Annotated in this window: 18 protein-coding genes and 2 pseudogenes; 13 read left to right on the forward strand and 7 right to left on the reverse strand. The window is 61.8% G+C overall.

Translation table 11 applies throughout. The features are described 5' to 3' along the window. Nucleotides 1–7: 7 nt before the first annotated feature. The 5 genes from A0W34_RS28220 (at nucleotide 8) to A0W34_RS28240 (ending at nucleotide 5,174) form a co-directional block, all read left to right on the forward strand. Nucleotides 8–781, forward strand: a complete 774-nt coding sequence (locus A0W34_RS28220; RefSeq protein ID WP_232329952.1) for an ABC transporter ATP-binding protein — start codon at nucleotides 8–10, stop codon at nucleotides 779–781. Nucleotides 782–871: 90 nt separating this feature from the next. After that, nucleotides 872–1,828: an ABC transporter substrate-binding protein gene (locus A0W34_RS28225; protein ID WP_030537154.1), complete on the forward strand. Its 957-nt coding sequence runs from the start codon at nucleotides 872–874 to the stop codon at nucleotides 1,826–1,828. Between the two features lie 51 nt (nucleotides 1,829–1,879). Beyond that, nucleotides 1,880–2,977: a hypothetical protein gene (locus A0W34_RS28230; RefSeq protein WP_081558661.1), complete on the forward strand. Its 1,098-nt coding sequence runs from the start codon at nucleotides 1,880–1,882 to the stop codon at nucleotides 2,975–2,977. Beyond that, on the forward strand, nucleotides 2,974–4,110 hold the full coding sequence (locus A0W34_RS28235; RefSeq protein ID WP_081558662.1) for a CaiB/BaiF CoA transferase family protein: 1,137 nt from the start codon (nucleotides 2,974–2,976) through the stop codon (nucleotides 4,108–4,110). Before A0W34_RS28230 ends, A0W34_RS28235 begins: the two co-directional genes overlap by 4 nt. Before the next feature lie 80 nt (nucleotides 4,111–4,190). After that, nucleotides 4,191–5,174, forward strand: a complete 984-nt coding sequence (locus A0W34_RS28240) for an NAD(P)H-dependent flavin oxidoreductase (RefSeq protein WP_081558663.1) — start codon at nucleotides 4,191–4,193, stop codon at nucleotides 5,172–5,174. On the opposite strand, the gene A0W34_RS28245 is transcribed toward A0W34_RS28240, so the two are convergent. From A0W34_RS28245 to A0W34_RS28255, 3 genes are all read right to left on the reverse strand, one after another. Next, a complete protein-coding gene (locus tag A0W34_RS28245) occupies nucleotides 5,175–5,474 on the reverse strand; it encodes a hypothetical protein (protein ID WP_156667373.1) in 300 nt (99 codons plus the stop codon). Nucleotides 5,475–6,177: 703 nt separating this feature from the next. Next, a complete protein-coding gene (locus A0W34_RS28250) occupies nucleotides 6,178–6,870 on the reverse strand; it encodes a type 1 glutamine amidotransferase domain-containing protein (protein ID WP_081558664.1) in 693 nt (230 codons plus the stop codon). Nucleotides 6,871–6,905: 35 nt separating this feature from the next. Continuing rightward, nucleotides 6,906–7,481, reverse strand: coding sequence for a TetR/AcrR family transcriptional regulator (locus tag A0W34_RS28255; protein ID WP_058039359.1), 576 nt, complete (start codon nucleotides 7,479–7,481; stop codon nucleotides 6,906–6,908). Nucleotides 7,482–7,542: 61 nt separating this feature from the next. Here A0W34_RS28255 and A0W34_RS28260 point away from each other — a divergent pair, with 61 nt between their 5' ends. From A0W34_RS28260 to A0W34_RS28290, 7 genes are all read left to right on the forward strand, one after another. Further along, nucleotides 7,543–8,835, forward strand: coding sequence for an NADH:flavin oxidoreductase/NADH oxidase family protein (locus A0W34_RS28260; protein WP_081558665.1), 1,293 nt, complete (start codon nucleotides 7,543–7,545; stop codon nucleotides 8,833–8,835). A 125-nt stretch (nucleotides 8,836–8,960) separates the two neighbouring features. Next, a complete protein-coding gene (locus A0W34_RS28265) occupies nucleotides 8,961–9,872 on the forward strand; it encodes an acetoacetate decarboxylase family protein (protein ID WP_081558666.1) in 912 nt (303 codons plus the stop codon). A gap of 38 nt (nucleotides 9,873–9,910) precedes the next feature. Beyond that, a complete protein-coding gene (locus tag A0W34_RS28270) occupies nucleotides 9,911–11,503 on the forward strand; it encodes a succinic semialdehyde dehydrogenase (RefSeq protein ID WP_081558667.1) in 1,593 nt (530 codons plus the stop codon). Nucleotides 11,504–11,573: 70 nt separating this feature from the next. Beyond that, nucleotides 11,574–12,545 carry an NAD(P)H-quinone oxidoreductase gene (locus A0W34_RS28275; RefSeq protein ID WP_081558892.1) on the forward strand — a complete coding sequence of 324 codons (972 nt, stop codon included), beginning with the start codon at nucleotides 11,574–11,576 and terminating at the stop codon, nucleotides 12,543–12,545. Between the two features lie 97 nt (nucleotides 12,546–12,642). Continuing rightward, nucleotides 12,643–13,080, forward strand: coding sequence for a nitroreductase/quinone reductase family protein (locus tag A0W34_RS28280; RefSeq protein ID WP_081558668.1), 438 nt, complete (start codon nucleotides 12,643–12,645; stop codon nucleotides 13,078–13,080). 68 nt (nucleotides 13,081–13,148) lie between these two features. Next, complete coding sequence (locus tag A0W34_RS28285) at nucleotides 13,149–13,904, forward strand: alpha/beta fold hydrolase (RefSeq protein WP_269750113.1); 756 nt, start codon at nucleotides 13,149–13,151, stop codon at nucleotides 13,902–13,904. A gap of 300 nt (nucleotides 13,905–14,204) precedes the next feature. Then, nucleotides 14,205–15,179, forward strand: coding sequence for an alpha/beta hydrolase (locus tag A0W34_RS28290; protein ID WP_063316911.1), 975 nt, complete (start codon nucleotides 14,205–14,207; stop codon nucleotides 15,177–15,179). A 499-nt stretch (nucleotides 15,180–15,678) separates the two neighbouring features. Here the strand turns inward: A0W34_RS28290 and A0W34_RS28295 are convergent, their stop codons facing one another. Both A0W34_RS28295 and A0W34_RS28300 read right to left on the reverse strand, forming a co-directional pair. Further along, nucleotides 15,679–16,386 (reverse strand): DedA family protein, encoded by a 708-nt coding sequence (locus A0W34_RS28295; RefSeq protein WP_064074382.1) that lies wholly within the window; start codon nucleotides 16,384–16,386, stop codon nucleotides 15,679–15,681. Continuing rightward, nucleotides 16,370–16,984: a class I SAM-dependent methyltransferase gene (locus tag A0W34_RS28300; RefSeq protein WP_064074416.1), complete on the reverse strand. Its 615-nt coding sequence runs from the start codon at nucleotides 16,982–16,984 to the stop codon at nucleotides 16,370–16,372. The genes A0W34_RS28295 and A0W34_RS28300 overlap by 17 nt, the downstream gene beginning before the upstream one ends. A 950-nt stretch (nucleotides 16,985–17,934) precedes the next feature. Between A0W34_RS28300 and A0W34_RS28305 the strand changes: the two genes are divergently transcribed. Further along, on the forward strand, nucleotides 17,935–18,573 hold the full coding sequence (locus tag A0W34_RS28305; RefSeq protein ID WP_064074415.1) for a cysteine hydrolase family protein: 639 nt from the start codon (nucleotides 17,935–17,937) through the stop codon (nucleotides 18,571–18,573). Here A0W34_RS28305 and A0W34_RS33760 read toward each other — a convergent pair. Both A0W34_RS33760 and A0W34_RS33765 read right to left on the reverse strand, forming a co-directional pair. Further along, nucleotides 18,550–19,053 (reverse strand): annotated as a pseudogene (locus A0W34_RS33760) (transposase); the annotation flags it as partial. The gene A0W34_RS28305 and the pseudogene A0W34_RS33760 sit on opposite strands and share 24 nt — an antisense overlap. A gap of 165 nt (nucleotides 19,054–19,218) precedes the next feature. Then, nucleotides 19,219–19,677 (reverse strand): annotated as a pseudogene (locus A0W34_RS33765) (IS110 family transposase); the annotation flags it as partial. Between the last annotated feature and the right edge of the window lie 152 nt (nucleotides 19,678–19,829).

Genomic DNA, 19,829 nt, shown 5'->3' on the forward strand with positions numbered 1-19,829 from the left:
AATCATCATGGATACCAACGTGATTACACCCGCAGTGCAACTCGACGGACTGACGATATCCTTCCCCTCGCCCGACGGGTCGGCGAAAACTGTGGTCGACAATCTCGACCTCACCATCCCTCGCGGACAGTTCGTGAGCTTGGTCGGCAGGAGTGGTTGCGGAAAGACCACTCTGCTCAACGCGCTCGCTGGATTGGTGGACGCAACAGAAGGGAAGACTGAGGTCCTCGGCACAACACCATTCGACGCTCGTTCTCGGATGGGCTTCATGATGGCCCGAGATGCGCTGTTCCCGTGGCGAACAGCGCGGAAGAACGTGGAGTACGGTCTCGAATTGAGGGGAGTACCCAAGGCGGAGAGACGAACTCAATCCGCGCGCTGGCTTGCGGCCGTTCAAATGTCCGAGGCGTCACGGCTGTGGACTTGGCAACTCTCCCAAGGGATGCGCCAGCGTGTCGCGTTGGCCCGAACGTGGGCACTGGATCCGGACATCTTGTTGATGGACGAACCCTTTGCCGCCCTCGATGCGCAAACCCGAGTCGAAGTACAGCGAGAATTCCTCGAGCTTTGGCAATCTCAGGTAGGCCGGACGGTCATCTTCGTAACCCACGACCTCGGCGAAGCCATCTGTCTCTCCGACCGCGTTCTGCTGCTCGGGGCCGGCCGGGTGATCGACGACGTCAGCATTGACATCGAACGCCCCCGCGAACTCGAAACCCTCACCGCCGAACCTCGATACATCGAAATCTTCAACCGGCTGCGTGGTCAGCTCGACCACTGATGTGCCCAGCCAACTCAGCTTGATTTCTGATGCGCCCACCCAACTCAGCTTGATTTCTGATGCGCCCAGCCATCAAGGAACAGGAATCACATGAAACTTCGACCTTTTGTCGGCACAGTCATTGCAGCGGCCCTACTGCTTTCCGCGTGTGGAGGGGGAGGGCGTCCGAACGACGGTAGCGTCGCCATCGGGGTCTACCCTGCGAGTGCTTTGTCCCTGCCTGTCTACGTCGCTGTCCAACAAGGAATGTTCGACAAGGAAGGCCTCCACGTCGAGCTCATCGACGGAAAGAACGGGCCCGAACTCATCAGCGGTCTCATCGGCGGCACAACCGATCTCGCGGTCGGTGCACCCGGAACCGTCGTGCCGGCCATAGAGCAAGGGCAGAGTCTGCGGCCACTGTCCCCCTACGGGTCGATCGATCTTGCCATCGCCGTGACGAAAGACAGCGGCATCACCACCATCGAGGATTTGCCCGGCAAGCGGATCGCCATACCGTCACGTGGCGGCGCGGCCGAGCAATTCGTCAATCAGCTTCTCGCAGAGAGAAACATCGACGCCTCCACGGTGCAATTCATCGCAGCGGCACCCACCGCGAGTCAGATACCACTCGCACGAAAGGGCGACATAGATGCCGCCGTTCTCACCGCTGCCAGCCAGGCCGTATTCGATGCTCAAGGAATACCGATGACGGCGATTACAGAAGTAGACCCGGTGGGCTCTGACGGCGTGAGTTCATACGGCCTGGGCACGGTGCTCGTCACGACAGCCACATTCGCTGAATCCGATGCTGCTGCCCCCGTGTGTGCGGCGCTCGAGGCCGCAGCAGGGTGGATAGCCGATCCTGCGAACGAGCAAGCAGGAGCTCAACTTCTCACCGAGCGAATGAATGTTCCTGCTGACAAAGCCAACCAGGTGTGGGCTTCGCAGAAGACCCTCTGGCCGGTCGAGATTTCAGCCGACCGATGGACCCAGAACGTCGCATGGGTGAACAACCAGACCTCGGGCAAGTCCGACGCAGACGTCCCCTTCGACCCCCTCTGCTGACCAACGCCCCCACACACAATCCAGTTCGTCTACTACGAAAGAGAAGAAACGATGACACAGCTCGCTGACCAGTCAACACAATCCGAGTCCCAGCACGATCGCCGGCAGCTCACCGAGGCTTGGTCTGCAGTCACCGACAGCCTTGCGACATTCGGTTCGACAGCTGCCGCTACCGGATCGCTGCTGGACAGCGCCGAAGGTGTACGGCACGCACTTCGCCTGTTCGGATATCTCGCCGAGATGAACATCGAGCGCCAAGACGTGCTCCGGCCTGAACTCTTCACCCTGATGTCACCGATGCGAAAGTTCTGGGGAGACGGCATCGACGTCGACTACTGGACTGCGATGATCGACCCCAACGAGACATATCGCATTCACGGTAACCGTGGCACAGTGCCCTACGTCGCCGTCCTCGCCAATCGTGTGGGCGCGTCTGGGACCGACAGGGTCGCCGACAACATCGTCATCGACGACAAGGTGTGTGACGCGGACGGCAACTTCGAGATCTTCGTCGCACAAGAGCTGGAGGGGCGCAGCGGCATTCGGCTGGATGAGCGCTGCTTCGACGTAGTAGTGCGTGTGTATCACAAGACGCGTAACGCGGAGATCGATCCCGTTCTCCACATCGAGCGCATCGGTCCGCCGCCTGGTACACGCCCCGATCTCGACACGGCGTGGCTGGCCCAGCGCCTGACGAAACTTGCTCGTGGCATGGACGTGAGCCTTCGACGCAGTCTTCAGCTCATCGAAACACTCAGTCAGTCTCCCAACGAGATTCGCGTGACCTCGGAGCAACGAGGGTGGGGAGACTTCTACGGCACCAGCTCCAACCAATACATTGCCGGCTGGTGGTCACTGAAAGACGCTACTGCCGTGGATATTACATTCACTCTCCCGGACTGCACCTACTTCGGAGTGATGCTGTACAACCACTGGTTCGAGTCCTTCGAGTACCGCGACCACACCGTCAATCTCAACGACGCGCACTTCGAGCGCAATGACGATGGAACCGTGACGATCCGAATCGGGGGAGTAGAAGGTGACAGAAATCGATTGAACCCCTGCAACCACACCGAAGGCATCTTGTTGGCGCGCTTCCTGGAGCCCGCTGAGGATGTCACTTCGCCTCATGTGGAGATCATTCGATGACCGACGAAGTAGACCTGCCGTTGGCAGGTGTCCGAGTAGTGGAGATCGGTCAACTGATCGCAATACCCAGCGCCGGGCAGCAGTTGTCCGATCTCGGCGCCGAGGTCATCAAGCTCGAGCCTCCAGGTGGTGAACCGGCCCGACAAATCGACGCCGACTACGCGCGCGGCATCTTCTACGGGTACAACCGTGGAAAGCGTTCAATCTGCCTCGACCTCAAAGACTCCGCCGATCTGCAGCGAGCTCGGGATCTGATCGCGTCGAGCGACATCTTGCTGCACAATCTTCGCCCGGGAACCCTCGATCGATTGGGATTCTCCTCTGCCGAACTCCAACGCCTGCGACCGGAAATCATCGCCGTCTCGGTGAGCGGGTACGGGGCGGAAGGCCCGTCCGCCACCCGCGCGGGGCTCGACATCGCTGCGCAAGCAGAGAGCGGACTGATGTCGGTGACGGGTGAGGCGGATAGCCCGCCACAACGTGTGGGCGCACCGGTCATAGATCATGCATCGAGCTACGTTGTCGCTCAAGCGGTACTGGCAGCGCTACTGCGGCGCGAACGCACCGGCAAAGGATCGTCCGTCCGAGTTTCCCTGCTGGACGTCGCAATCCACTTGCAGACCGCCAACTGGATCGAGTGGCAGGTATCCGGAAAGCCCATGAGTCGCAAAGGGAACGGACAACCAAGCGTCGCACCGGCAGCAGACGTCTTTCGCGCCGCCGACGGCGAGCTGGTGATCAGCGGATACCAACCGCGCGCATGGATCGAACTGTGCAAGGCGATCGACCTACCCGAGTTGGCCGACGACCCGAGGTTCACCACCAACGCGCTGCGCGTGGAAAACCGTGTTGACCTCGTCGCCACGATCGAGAAGCAGCTGTGCTACCGCAGCGCCGCTGAGGCAGTAGAGCATCTCACTGCGGCCGGAGTGGTTGCCGCAGTTGTGCGTGACTACGACCAGGTAATTTGCGCCGACGATGTGATTGCGAACCGTACCTTCATCCCCGGCACCAACGAACATGGCGAACAGTATTTGACGCCTGCCATGCCCTATCGCGCCGAACCTCCGATGGCACGAACTGAACTTTCACAGGTTCCGGCCTTGAACGAGTGGACAACATCGACGCGCTGAATGCGCCGTTCGGGTCGAAATTGACTTTGCACCAACGTAACTGACAAACAGATAGCCATGCACCATCGAGGAGATGTCCAGTGCTGACCACCGCATTTACCGAGACATTCGGAGTTCGCCACCCAATCGTGCAGGGCGGCATGCAATGGGTGGGGAGAGCAGAACTCGTAGCGGCAGTTGCAAACGCCGGCGCGCTCGGCATGCTCACTGCCCTGACACAGCCGACACCTGACGATCTTGCCCGAGAAATATCCCGAACGCGCGAGCTCACCGATCAACCTTTCGGGGTCAACCTCACAATCCTCCCGACGATCACACCTCCGCCCTACGATGAGTATCGCAACGTGATCATCGACTGCGGAGTGAAAGTCGTCGAGACAGCTGGATCGTCTCCCGCGCCCCATCTGCCGCACTTTCACGGCGCAGGCATCAAGGTTCTCCACAAGTGCACCAGCGTCCGCCACGCGGTCAAAGCCCAAGTCCTCGGCGTCGACGGCATCAGCATCGACGGGTTCGAATGTGCCGGGCATCCAGGGGAAGACGACGTACCGGGTCTCGTCCTCATCGCTGCAGCAGCAGAGCGGATCAGCATTCCCATGATCGCGTCCGGTGGATTTGCCGATGGGCGAGGATTAGTGGCGGCCCTCGCGCTCGGCGCCGACGGCATCAACATGGGTACCCGGTTCATGTGCACCGAGGAGTCTCCGATTCACCGCAACATCAAAGAGGCGATAGTCGCTGCCTCGGAGGTCGACACGGAACTGATTTTCAGGTCACTACGCAATACCGCACGGGTAGCACGCAACAGCATCAGCCAAGAAGTTGTCGAAATTCTCTCCAGTGGTGGCAAATTCGAAGACGTTCGACATCTTGTGGCCGGTGCGCGGGGCCGAGCGGTGTTCGACAGCGGCGACCAGGAGGCTGGCATCTGGACGGCTGGCACTGTGCAAGGATTGATTCACGACATCCCCACAGTGGGTGAATTGGTGGAACGTATTGTCGCAGAGTCCGAAGCACTGATTGCCGGACGGCTTACCGGCCTCCTGGATCCTCTCAGCGCCTGACTACGTCCGAACCCACTGGGCGCTACCGTCGGCCAGTTCTTCGCGAATGCCCCTGCCGTTGCGCTCGTCGACCCGCGTGCCGCCGATACCTCGTCCTCGATGCGTCGTGCGGTGACGGGGAGCTCTTCCAGATCGCCTCGCGGCTCGCCATCGCCGCTCGATCGTTTCGGGTGCATCCCGACGATCATTGACGCCAGGACGAGGAAAGGAGGTGTACTCCGAATTGCTTGCGGTCATCAGAGTGACAACCGCAAGGATTTCGATCGGCACCGAGCACGACCTACTCAATGTTGTGTCCATGGTGCTACCAACCCTGTTGTCACCCGCGCCATTGCGATCAACGCACTGTTGCCAGAGTTCCAATAGTTCTTGTGCACATCCAGATTCGGTATGAGTCGGCCAGCACGCGCATAACATCACCGTCGGTCCGAAGTAGCTTCCCCACGCCACGCCGACACTTCTTGGCTTCGACTGAGTACCACCCAGCGTGGTCCGAGAACATGTTGGCCAATCGGGAGGCGACGGTGACCATCGGAAGTGAAAAGATTTCTGTGAACACAACCCTGTTGACAGGGAAAGAGGCGGAGAGCGCCTTCGAACGGTTCGTCGAGTACAACCCTACGTGATCGGTGTACAAGACATGCGCGGCATGAAATCTTTCTGTGTTCGCTCTCGAACGGCGCCAAACCTGATTCCCCGCAACAAGAACAACCCTTTACTCCCGTTCGACCGGTATCGACTGTCCGGACTCAGGGACCGCGGGCGCGTACCTGGGCCCGTTCCCTAGCGGTGGGTCGGGGTTACCACCGAACCACCGACGAAACCGTTGTTATAACTGTCCCAAAGATCCCACAAGGTCTGCAACCCTGTCAGTCAGGGCGATTTGGCAGCGGCGCAACCGAGACCGTGCACGTCGGGCCGGGCAGCTAGTCGTCATCTGCGTTGAGCACACAATCTCGACGTCCCTCTGTTCGGTCCAGGACGGTCGCTATCGACAGCTCCGCTAGGCCTTCAGCAGGAGGTCTGCAATTTTCTCTGCGGTTTCCTTTGCGGATCCTGGGTTCTGGCCGGTGACGAGGTTTCCGTCGACGACTGCGTAGGACACGAAGGGCAGTTTCGCCTTTTCGTACAGTGCGCCACGCGCTTTGGCTTTTTCCTCGGCGTTGTAGGGTACGAGTTTGTCGACGCGGGCGAGTTTTTCCTCGCGCCAGGCGAATCCGGTGAGTTTGCGGCCGGCGATGAGGTAGCTGCCGTCGGACAGTGTGGTGTCGAGAAGTCCGCAGTACCCGTGGCACACCGACGACACGATCCCGCCGCGTTCGAAGATTTCCCGGGTGATGCGTTGCAAACCTTCGCTACCGGGAAAGTCGTACATGACTGCATGCCCGCCGGTGAAGAAGATCGCATCGTAGTCAGCGGAGTCAACCTGTTCGGGGCTGGCGGTGGAGTCGAGTAGCGCCATCCGAGCAGGGTTGGACCGCCATGCCTTTGCGCTCTTGTCGTAGTTCGGGAACTTGAGCGATCGCGGTTCCAAGGGCACCGCTCCGCCCTCGGGGCTGACTAAAGTCTGCTCGAAACCGTGGTCGTCGAAAACCTGCCAGGCATGACTGAGCTCGGACAGCCACAACCCGGTCTTATGAGACGGATCGTCGTAGTGGCCGACGTTGGTGACTACGTTCAAGATTCGCTTGGTCATCGAACTCTTCTCTCGATCGCTTTGGTCAGTGGATCTCACCCTTGTACCGCCAGAATCGCAGCAAAAGCTGCTCGCACCCGATCTGCAGCCTCACCGGCCGTGGCCGTCGACATTTTGCCGTCGAGATGCAGACAAGCCAAACCGTGCGCCAATGCCCATGCCGCCGATGCCAACGCCTCGGAATCTGCATCAGGAAAGACAAGCGTCATCCCCATCTGCATCAGCAGATGAATCTCTCCAGCCGCTTGCACGCGCTCGTCGTTACCCGTGTCGCACTCGTTGCCGAACATCAACCGGAAGAGCGCCGGTCGCCGCAGCGCGAACTCGACGTAGGCGACTGCGAATTCGGCAAGATCTGCCGACGTCGACGGTAGCTCGCGGCCGTCTGTCAGGTCCGCCTTCAGATCGCGCAATCCTTGCGCGGCGAGAGCAGATTCGAGTGCTTCACGATCAGCGAAATGTCGGTACGGCGCAGTCGCCGACACACCGACCTCGCGCGCGATCGCGCGCATCGAAAACGGCTCACCTGCCTCGAGCATGCGCATCGCCGACGCCAGCAGCGAGGCCTTCAGATCACCGTGATGGTAGCCACCCTTGACAGATGTTGACACCGTTAACTTTCCTTTCTACGCTCATGTGAGCAATGTAAACATACCTCATTCAGGAGCGCCGATGCCATTCACCGACCCTGCACCCGACAAGTTGGAGACTGACAGCACAGTCTCTCCGGCCTTCGCCCCATTCACTCTTCCCAGTGGGGCGACACTCCCCAACCGGATGGTCAAGGCAGCCATGGAGGAGAACATGGCCGTCGCTGGACAGCTCCCCGGCAAAGAGCTGTTCGAGCTGTACCACCGCTGGAGCCGAGGAGGGGTGGGAACGATCATCACCGGCAACGTCATGGTTCACGCGGAGGCGCTGACCGGGCCGGCCGGCGTCGTTCTCGACGCACAATCCCCAATCGGGCCGTTCCGCGAATGGGCGGATGCCGCAAAGGGCGGAGGTGCGAAAGTGTGGATGCAGATCAATCACCCCGGTCGGCAGATTCAAGCCGACATGCCCGGTGTCGCATGGTCTCCGTCCGCCACTCGCGTCGAACTCGGCAAGAACAGCAAGCGATTTGCGCATCCCCAGGCCATGACCGCCCTCCAGATCAACGACACCGTCAACCGTTTCGCAACAACAGCACGTCGCGCAGAGGAAGCTGGTTTCGACGGCGTGGAAATCCATGCCGCACACGGCTATCTGCTCTCGCAGTTTCTCTCTCCGTTGGTCAATCAGCGCACCGACGAATGGGGCGGCACCCTAGAGAACCGAGCGCGATTGCTCCTCGACATCGTCCGCACAGTGCGCAGGGTTGTCGACCCGACGTTCACGGTTGCCGTCAAACTCAATTCCGCGGATTTCCAGCGCGGAGGATTCGACTCCGACGACGCAGCGCAAGTGATCGCCATGCTCGCACCACTCGGTGTCGACGTCGTCGAACTGTCCGGAGGGAGCTACGAAGCACCGGCCATGACCGGCCAAGGCCCGGACGATCGCACCCTCGCTCGGGAGGCCTACTTTCTGACTCTTGCAGAGGAACTGGCCGAGGCCAGCCCGGTGCCGTTGATGTTGACCGGCGGTGTGGTTCGGCGACCTGTTGCCGAGCAGGTCCTGGCGAGCGGTGTGGATTTGGTCGGCATGGGCAGTGCGTTGGCGATCGATCCCGATCTGCCGAATCGGTGGCGCCTCGATGCCGCAGCCTCCGTCGAATTAGCCCCGGTGACCATCAAGGACAAGGCCATGGCGTCGGCGGCGAGCATGGCTCGCGTGCGACAGCAGCTTCGACGATTAGGCCGAGGCAAGTCCACGCGGCCGACGGCCAGCCCTGTGGTCGCACTATTGAAAGAGCAGCTGCTGCAGCGCCGCGCGCTCCGGCGGTATCGCCGCTGGTTACAGCACCGCACCCCCTCGATCGGGTAATGCGGACAGTTTCCCGTCATTTCGGCGGCGAAGCCAGACAGTGTTGACAGTGCTTACATTCACCTTTAGCCTGATGTAAGCAATGTAAACATTGAATGGTCGATAGAACGAACGGAAGCATGAAAATGACGAACACAGCGACAACCGTCAAGGTCGATCTGGGCGGCCGGACCGTCGAAATCCCGAAGGACGGCCTGTTCGACCGCTACCGGATGGATGTGCCGCTCGACAAGGTCGCCGCCGACCCGCGGGTCCCGAGTGTCGACTTCTTCCGCACGCTTCCGAAAACGCAGGTCCAATCGCCGATCGGCACGACAAGGACGCCGCACTTCTACTACGCGATGTCCTCCGCGCGTTTGACCATGGTGGCCCCGAGCAGGGCGATCCGTAAGCGGATCCCAGAGGAGCTGGCGCCGCTGGAAATCGCACCCGGGTTCGGGCTGGTGTCAGTGATGGCGTTCCGCTACGACGTGTGCGACATCGATTTCTACACCGAGGCGGCTGTGGGTGTGGCGGTTCGCCCGGCGCGCCACGGCGGACTTACCACGGCCGCTGCCGATCTGGTTGCCGCCCTCGGTGACGATCACCTGCACTCCTATGTGCTCTCACTTCCGGTCAACACCGACATCGCCCAGGTGCGCGGCCATGACGGGTACGGGTTCCCCAAGTGGGTCACCGATCTCGATGTCGGCATCGACCACGCACGCACCACGGCCCGCATCGCCAACGCGGACGGCGGCGCCGACATCGCCTTCTCCGCCCCCACCCCGGAGCAGAAGACGTTCGAAACGGGCACGAACGTCTCCACCCTCACCTCGTACACGAAGCGAGACGGATCCTGGCACTCGACCCTCAACCAAACCAACGTCCTCGCCAGCGGAACGTCGTTGTTTCCTCGCGGATTCGATCTGACTCTCGGCGAGGGCAGGATGTCCGACGACCTACGCGCACTCCGGCCCATCCGCACGATCAGATTCGATGCCACCACCTCGGCTCAGGCCGCTCTGCACATGCCGGTCCCGGTCTCGGTTCGCTGACACCTCGTATCGACCGAACATTTCAGGAGTACACCGACATGACCACAACGACCGACACCTCCACAGATCCCCGCGCGGCGCTGCCTGCCACACTGACCACAGGATTACTCGATCGGCTGACAGAACGAGTTACGGCCTCGCCCGACGCTCCCCGCTCGATCACCACTGCCCCGTACACCGGTTCACCACTCGCAGACTTCCCGGTCTCGGCCCCGGCTGACGTCGACGAAGCATTCGTTCGTGCCCGCCGCGCCCAGGCGAGATGGGCAGCGACTTCCGTAGCGGAGCGTGCCAGCGTGTTACTGCGTTTCCATGATCTGGTCCTGAAGAATCAGAACACCGGGCTCGACCTGATGCAGGCTGAGAACGGCAAGACCCGTCGCGATGCGTACCTCGAGATCGCCGACGCTGCCATCGCCGCCCGCTACTACGGCCGCACCGGACCGAAAGTTCTTGAACCCGAACGTCGCCGGGGGGCTCTGCCCTTTCTCACCCGCACGTCCGAGCTGCACCACCCGAAAGGGGTGGTGGCGATCATCTCGCCATGGAACTATCCACTGTCGATGGCGGCGACGGACGCCATCGCCGCACTGATGGCCGGAAATGCTGTGGTGCAGAAGCCCGACACCCAGACCGCGCTGACCGCCTTGTGGGCCATGGACCTGATGTACCAAGCGGGCCTACCGGCCGATGTGTGGCAGATGGTGATCGGCCGAGGCAGTTCGATCGGGGACCCACTCTTGGCGAACGCGGACTACATCATGTTCACAGGGTCCACGGCGACCGGTCGAGACATCGCCCGCGGCGCGGGCCAGCGGCTGATCGGGGCGTCACTCGAACTGGGCGGCAAGAACGCAATGCTCGTCCTCGACGACGCAGATCTCGATCGGGCAGCCGAAGGGGCCGTGCGCGCTGCGTTCCCGTCGGCAGGACAATTGTGCGTCTCGGTGGAGCGCCTGTATGTCGCCGAGTCCGTACACGACGAGTTCGTTGCCAAGTTCGTTCAGCGAACCTCTGCCTTGACCATCGGAGCCTCCTACGACTACGGGGTCGACGTCGGGAGCCTCACCACCGACAAACAACTGAAGACAGTGTCGGCTCATGTAAACGACGCCGTCGCGAAGGGCGCACGCCTTCTGGCCGGAGGGAAGCCACGTCCGGACCTGGGGCCGCTGTTCTACGAGCCGACCATCCTCGCCGACGTCACACCAGAGATGACGTTGCACACGGACGAGACGTTCGGTCCGGTCGTCTCGATCTACGCCGTCGCCGATGACGACGAGGCAGTTGCACGGGCAAACGACACCGTCTACGGACTCAACAGCAGCGTGTGGGGTCGCGACGCCACCCGCGCCCGCTCAGTCGCTGCCCGATTGCGTTCGGGGACCGTGAACATCAACGACGCCTTCGCCGCGGCATGGGGCAGCATCGACTCGCCGATGGGCGGAATGGGCGATTCCGGCCTCGGGCGTCGGCACGGTATCGACGGCATCCTCAAATACACCGAAGCCCAAACCATCGCCCACCAGTCGCGATTCGGTTTCTACCCACCAGCGGCAATCCCCTGGAACGCATGGGCACCCGTGGTGAACGCCGCGCTACGCATCTGGAAAACCATCGGCGCACGCTGACAAACACCGCCTGCCAACCGATTTCGACCACCACCACAGGAGAGGCAAGATGAGCACCGTCACCCCCACCATGCGAGCGATCGTCGTCGACGATAAGAAGAACCTCGCCGTAGAGGAAGTACCAACCCCAACGCCCGCACCTGGCGAGGTCCTGATTCGCGTTGCCGCCGCCGGTATCAACCGCGGTGATGTGATGCAGCGGCAGGGACTCTATCCGCCACCGCCGGGTATCAGCGACATCATGGGTCTCGAAATCTCCGGCACCGTCGTCGCCCTTGGTCCCGGCGTCGACGGTCCGGCACTGGGCCACGAAGTGTGTGCCCTGATCGCCGGAGGCGGGTACGCAGAATACGCAGTAGTCCCCGCATCTCAGTTACTACCTGTACCCGCAGGCGTGACTCTGATCGATTCCGCTGCTCTGCCCGAGGTGGCGAGCACCGTCTGGTCCACGATCGTCACCGACGCAGGCCTGCAAGCCGGCGATCTGCTTCTCGTCCACGGCGGCGGCAGCGGAATCGGAACCCATGCCATTCAGGTGGCCAAGGCGCTGGGGGCGCGCGTCGCGGTCACCGTCGGATCAGAGGCCAAGGCGCAGCGCTGCCGAGACCTCGGTGCCGACATCGTGCTCAACTACCGAGATCAGGACTTCGCAGCCGAACTGGCGGGCCAGGTAGACGTCATCCTCGACATCATGGGTGGGAGCTACCTCAGCCGCAACATCGATGCCCTCGCTGTCGGAGGTCGGCTGGTGATCATCGGCATGCAGGGAGGCTTCACCGGTGAGGCGAACGTCGGTGCACTCATCGGTAAACGTGCGCGAATCATCGGCCTCAACGTGCGCAACCGCCCGCTGACTGGCCCCGGCTCGAAGGCGGAGATCGTTGCGGCCGTCGCCACTGACGAGTGGCCGTTGATCGAACAAGGGCTTATTCGACCGATCATTTCGGCAAAGCTACCCCTGGCCGATGCAGACGAGGGGCAGGCGTTGCTCGAATCGAAAGACTCGGTGGGAAAAGTCCTTCTCCTGCCGCAGAGTTCGTGACAGATCTCAACCGACTGGAGCGAATGGCCCCTCACAGGGCACCCACCGCGCACGCACACACAGAATCACCCTCACCACCTTCATGAAGGGATGAGAAATGTCGAACACCGACACCGTCAAAGACCTCGGCGCCAAGCTGATGAACGGTGCGCACAAAATCGTGCTCACCGTCAGTGGAGGGCGACTGCTGTCCAAACCCTTCGGAATGCCGGTCGTCGAGCTGCACACGATCGGACGCTCGTCAGGACTCCCGCGGTCGTGTTACCTGACAACCCCTGTCCGAGAAAAGGACTGGATCGTGCTCGTCGCGTCGAAAGGCGGCGACGACCGCGATCCGGCCTGGTACAAAAACCTCCAGGCCCACCCCGACGCCGAACTCGTCATGGACGGAGAACGCTTCGCGGTACACACACGCACCGCGTCCACAGAAGAACGAGCCGCACTGTGGCCCAAAGTCGTTGCTGCCTATAAAGGCTACGCAGCCTACCAACGACGAACACAGCGCGAAATACCACTGGTGATCTGCCAACGGTGAGAAACGACCACCACGCAGCACAAGACGAAGGCCCACCTCGTCCGTTGTGCACTCCGATTCGTCACCGCTTGCACAGCTCGAGCGCTCCCCTTGTCCTGATCGCGCCCGCGATGGCAATAGGGTCGCACTTCTACGAACCGCTGGTCGCAGAGTTCGCACGGCACGGGTGGGAGGCCCATGCTATTCGACGACGAGGATTCGAACGCGGCGAGCCCCGCGCCGACCGCAGACACGATTGGTCCTACCAGGACGAAATCGACGACATCGAGGACGCAATTACCTGCGCGCGGAGGGATCATCCCGAGCAGCCAATCCTGTTGCTCGGGCACAGTCTCGGCGGTCAACTCGTCGCCGGACACCAACTGAACCACCCGGCGGTCGAGGCAATGGTCACCGTAGCTGCTGCGCTCCCCCACCATCGAACCTACCGATTCTGCGGGCTACACGTCTTGCTCATGGGCGCAGTAGCCGTCCCGCTGCTCACCACACTGTTCGGCTACGTACCGACACCGGCTTTCGGCGGCCCCGGCGCTCGCACGTTGATGCGGCAATGGGCCCGCACGGTCATCACAGGCAACCCACCGTACAAAGCCGATCGGCCGATCGCGACGCCCGCTCTCGTCATCAGTTTCGCATCGGACGCCATGGCCCCACCACGATCGGTGGACATCTTCGCGGAGAAACTGTTCGACACACGCGCGGTGACACGATGGCAGTACGAGCACGACGACGTCTTGCCCGGTGCGAGCAACGATCACATCAGATGGGTCCGGGGAAGTTCACAGGTGGTCGCACGCATCGTTGCCTGGTGGGAGAAGCCATGACGGTCGCCTCCGACACGCGCGAACATCAATCCATTGACGACCCGACAGGCAATATGTTTAGGTCATGTGAGAGGTGCACACATTCAACCGAACGTCGATCGCTCGTCGGCAGTGCGGGGTCGAAGTAGCGACTACTACCCGATGCAACTGGAGCACGAAACTACTTGCTATGCAGCGGGTTTGCGTACTTCTGCCAGGTACCCTCCCTTCGAATGTACCGGCACTTCTGGACCGAGTTTTCGAAAGACCAACCATCGCCTGCTTCGTCCCATCGTTCCCCCACCCGAGAGGCCAGCTGACATGTCCGAACTACCACCACCGCTCACTCCCTACCTCGAACCGGCAGCGAAGGAGCTGTGCGAGGCCACCGACCCCCACCCCCGAATCTACGAAGTGCCACCCGAAGAAGGACGAAAGATACTGCGGGACCTACAAAGTGGCGACGGCGTCGCACGACCCGACGTCGACGAAGAGTGGGTGGACGTCGATGCAGGCCAATGGGGAACGGTCCGCACTCGCATCATTCGACCGAAAGGCGCTACCGGACCACTGCCGGTGGTGTTCTACATCCACGGCGCCGGATGGGTTTTCGGAGACGACAAGACACACGATCGACTGTTTCGCGAACTCGCGGTAGGCGCCGACGCTGCCGGAGTATTTCCCGTCTACGACCGCGCGCCCGAAGCCCAGTACCCGACCCAAGTCGAACAGAACTACGCGGTTGGGCAGTGGATACTCGAGCACGGAGCCGAGCACGGCCTGGACACTACCCGCATCGCGGTGACCGGGGAGTCCGTCGGCGGATGCATGTCTGCGGTCTTTGCACTCATGAACAAAGAACGTGGAGGCATCGACCTCAAGGCACAGGTGTTGCTCTACCCAGTCACCAACGCGGACTTCGATACTCCGTCCTACCTGCAGTTCGCCGAAGGCTACTACCTCACCCGCGACGGCATGAAATGGTTCTGGGACGCCTACACCTCCGACCCCGCGAAGCGCGCAGAAGTGCACGCCTCGCCGCTACAGGCTTCCCTAGAGGACCTCGCCGGACTCCCGACCACGTTGGTCATCACCGACGAAGCCGATGTCCTTCGGGACGAAGGAGAGCAGTACGCGAATAAGCTCCGAGAGGCAGGTGTCGACGTGACATCGGTGCGCGTGGCCGGAATGGTTCACGATTTCCTATTGCTCGACAGCCTCCGAAACACCCGCGCTGCCAATGTTGCACGGACCCTCGCCGTGGACGCACTCCGTGCCGCACTGCACGGCAGCTGACACAAGTCCGAGCCACGACAGGTAGGCGACAGCGGCGGCACGGAATTAGATCAGTTTCCAAGAGAAACCAACCCCCACCTGTACGGATGAGGTGCCAACTGCACTGCACACCGCGCTAATAGATGTTGCTGCCAAGCCGGCATCAGGGGCGGACGACAGGCACTTATCGTCTCGAACAGACCGTGGCCGGATCCTTTACGCGGGTTGTCTCGCGGGTGGTGCGGCGGAGCACGCGCTCTCCCCATCGAATGAGCGAGGGGATGGACAACGGCGAGCGGGAGACGAGGCATCCTGGGGGATGCCGAACGCGGCCAACGCTTTCGCTACGATTGCCCCAAGCGCAGCGTCATCTCGGCGTGAGGTCGAATGCGGTGGGCCACCGATACTGCTCGCCCGTCTCCCCAGACGTGGGCGCGCACGGCCCATCAGGTCGGACACCTAACCCCAACCTGATGGGCCACCTAGCTCCAAGTCGCGAGATCGGCCGCCGGTGACCGGGTCATCCGTTGTCAGTCGGGCCTGTCCGCGCTGTCAACTTCGGCGGCGTCCCCGCTCCATCCCTTGGGGGCCGGCGCCGGAGTACGGTCGCCCACACCGACACGACGAGCAGAACCACCGCCAACACCACCAGACCGACCACACTGACCCTGGTCGCTATGCGCTCGTAGGTCGCTCCGGCCACCGCCCCGACCGACATCCACGTGCACACCCACAGCACCGCTGACGGAACCTGCGCGAGGGCAAACCTTCGATAGCTCATCCCAGCCGATCCCACCAACCGTGGTGTCACGGTGCGGACGCCGGCGAACCACTGACACAACACGATCGCCAAGGCACCCCTCCGCTTCACCAGGGCCAGCGCCCGTAGTTCGATCGACCGTGACCAGGAGCTGGATCGGCTGAAATGTTTGTCCACAACAGATTTGAGACTGCGACGAATGTTTCCGGATGTTCGAGTGCTGCGGGCGTATCGACCTTTGGCGTAGGCAAGGTGGCCTCCGCCGATCTCGCAGACAATCGCCACGACACAAGCTGCGACCGGGTGAACGGTGCCCGAACTGCCGAGATAGCCGAGCGCTAGGACCGCGGTCACGCCGGGAAGGACGACGCCGATCAGAGTGCCCACTTCCGCCGTGATCAGGACTGAACTGATCACCAACAGCCAGACCGGAGGTAGGCCGGTCAGAAAGTCAGAGGGAAATCGCACGAGACATCGACTGCCCGCATCGGTACACCACCGCGGGCGGCGCATTACGCCACACCACTGGGCTTCGCACGACCTCAGTGAACTTCCCGCGCAACGCAATTCGAAAATCCCGGGCTCTCGGCAGCCAATGGGCGTGGGGATAGGCCAGAACACTCACGTGTCCGTCACGGATCAGGACCTCCGCGATCTGACCGAGAATCGCGCACTGTCTTTCTCCATCGATGAGCGACCACGGGAGGGCGCAGACGATCGCGTCGACGCGATCCACTCCGACGGCGTCCAACAGTCCGGTCAGATCGCAAGCGTCGCCCCAGATCGTCTCGACGCGCGGCCTCGTGCGCCGCAGATGCGCCGCCAAATCGCCGTCAACCTCCACCGCAATATGACGACCACCTGTGGGCAACCGCGCGGAGATGGCATCGGAGACCGATCCGGTACCGGGGCCCAACTCCACGACCACCGGCGCACCCTCGTTCGGTACCACCGCTGCCAGTTCCGCCGCGACCGGCACCGAACTGGGTGCGATCGCGCCGATGGTAAACGGCTTCCGGAGAACGGCTTTCGCGAATTGCCAATTGTTGTTCTGGTTCGATGTCATCGCGTCAACGATCCTCAGAACAATGCGCTCCCACATCGTCCCTCGGGGCTGAATTTCACTAGATTCTCTCGGGGCTTACACCTAAGGGCCGATACCTAAGGGATCGGATCGCCAACTCGGGGCATCGCATAAGGGTCGCAACGGAATTCATCAACGCCTTCAGGCTGACGACGAACATCATCTGCCTCTCGTTGTAATCCACTCGCTCGCAGCCAGGGCCCTACAAGTCGTGACATATGTTCTGCACGTGACGCATTCGGACGCTCCGGAAATGCGGCCGCGATCACGAACCACCCCCACGGCGGAACCCGGGTGATCACCCACTCTCGCCGAGCAAGACAGACCCCGACTGATCCGCCAAACATCGCCCCCAACTCTCCCGCTATCGGCACTGGGCAGTTCCAATCGGCCATCACATCGTGCTGCGACATTACTTCAACGATGGAAAATGCCTCCCATTTCCAGTCGCGCACGAATCGCGGCTACATCGTCCTCAGCGGAAACGAGCGACAGATCGAAGTCGGCCAACGCATTAATCGCGCCTCCACCCATCGTGGCCTTGTTCCTGGTCGTCGTAGTGTGACCGTATGCATTTCCTCCGTGTAGTGCCGCCGTCCGGTCGATCTTTCCCGCGCCGCTTGATATCGGTCTCGGCACGGTTCTACGGTGCACGTGCCGAGTAGCCCTGGCAGCTCGACAACGACAGCGACCGTCGGGTCACGTGCTCGACGCGAACGCGATCGACAACCCATAGGCCACCCCTGCCCCTTTCTCTGCCCCGACCGGGGGTGCCCTATGTCTGGTCAATCCTGATGTGGATCAGGTGATCGGAGGACGCTGCGCCGCTGGGTGAGGGTCGCTGCGGTAGTGCGTGCGATCAGTCGTTTACGCTGGCTGCCTGATCAATCGACGGAATGAGCCTGGCTGAGATCCTCGCAGGAGGGGCATACATGACGGACTACATCACGCCGAGATGGGACCGTTCTGCACTGGTCGTCATCGACCTGCAACGCGACTTTCTCGACGACGGGCAAGCAGCGATCCAGGGCACGACGGGCGTCGTGCCGAACGTCGCGTCGCTGGTGAAGGCCTTCCGGCGTGCCGGACGTCCTGTAGTCCACGTAGTTCGCTTGTACGCACCAGGGAGTTCGGATGTCGACCTATTGCGGCGCCACGTGATCGAAGCGGGTGCCGAGGTGGCCGCGCCGGAAACGGTCGGATCGCAAGTCGCGGAAGGTGTTCTCCCGCAGGGGTTCCGATTGGACACGGAATTGCTTCTCGCAGGAAAGACACAGACCGTCGGCCCGTGCGAGATCGTGCTGTTCAAGCCACGATGGAGTGCATTTCATCGCACCGACCTGGAGTCGCTCCTGCGCCGACAGGATTGTGACACTGTTGTCGTGGCCGGATGCAATTTGCCGAACTGTCCGCGAGCGACTCTGTTCGACGCGAGCGAACGAGACTTTCGGACGGTGCTGGTCACCGATGCCGTGTCGCAGACGAGTTCCGAGCGGCTGACCGATCTCGAAAGTATCGGCGTCAACCTTAATACGACGACCGACGTCCTAGCGTCGTTGCTCGCGAGATAAGGGCGCGCGTTCCAGCGATTTCGTATCGGACTGGTGCGGGTAGAGGGTCTTGTTCTTGAGCATGGCGCAGACGACGTCACAGCGGCGTCTGATCAGGCAAATCAAGGCTGCATTGTGTTCTTGCCGTCGGCGCGTTTTCGGTCGTAATAGATGCAGTGGCCGGGTCGTGGCGTACAGCGAAAGCCGAGAGGAACGGCGCGCGCTTGAGTTTGCGGTTACCTGACCGGGCGGGCGTTCTCCGCGGATCGAGATCCCAGACCGGTGGGTCGCAGGTGCGATTCCGGCGTAGGCGGCCAGGTGGCCAGCGGAGGCGAATGCTGATCCATTGCCTACTTCGAGCAGGATCCTTACGCCGGTCCTGACTCCCACCCCCTGCACGGAGGTCAGGACCCGGGAAAGAGAGTGGTCATCGAGCATCCTCTCCACGTCGTCGCCGATGGAATTGCGTTGCTGAAGAACCTCTTTCAATGAACACGCAAGTTTCGAGCGCCCATACGCGACGCATGTTTGGTGGCGATCGCGGCCAGTTTGCAGGTGCCCGCTGCGCATATGCCCGGCCGGGCCGCCGCAGCGAGACAGGATCTCCAACACCGCCCGATGGGTGATCCGTGGGCCCAGCACTCGTTCGAGAGCTGGGCGAATGCCTGTCAACAGCCTTCGGATTCGGTTGCTGATTCGAGTGGCTTCGCCGGCCAGGTCGTCATCGAAACCGGCGAGCACGCCGAGTTCGGTGCGGGTGTCATCTCCGGTGTCGACTCTGCACAGGGTGTGCGGCATCGTTCGGGCACTGTCGGCGCTGATGAACGCGTCACAGGCATCGGTTTTGGCCTGGCCGGGATACAGATCGGCTATCCGGCGCGTCGACAGCCCCGGTGGGTAGGCCACCTGATGAACGCACCCGCAGGCCACTGCGACCGGCCAATGCGCCGATGGTGTTGGGCTGATCGACCACGATCAAGATCGGTCCGTGCGTGGCACGTTGGTCGAACACACCCGTAATCGGGTTTCGTCGTTGGGCAGGGCTTCGTCGTACAGACGCGCCCCTTGGTTGTCGAGGCCTACAGCGTGGTGGTCAGATTTGCCCACGTCAAGGCCGAAACGCACGGCCTAACTCGTGTCCATCGAGCAGTCCTTCGTCCGGACCTACCGCTCGCCGATCTGCGCTGTGACTGATTGCCCAGCCCGATCGGACGCTCACAAACGAACTTTGGCGACGTACCCAAACTTCTGCTCGGCGTCAGTTGCTGTGATAGGAC

The organism is Rhodococcus sp. BH4 (assembly GCF_002079265.1).
Classification (GTDB): domain Bacteria; phylum Actinomycetota; class Actinomycetes; order Mycobacteriales; family Mycobacteriaceae; genus Rhodococcus_F; species Rhodococcus_F qingshengii.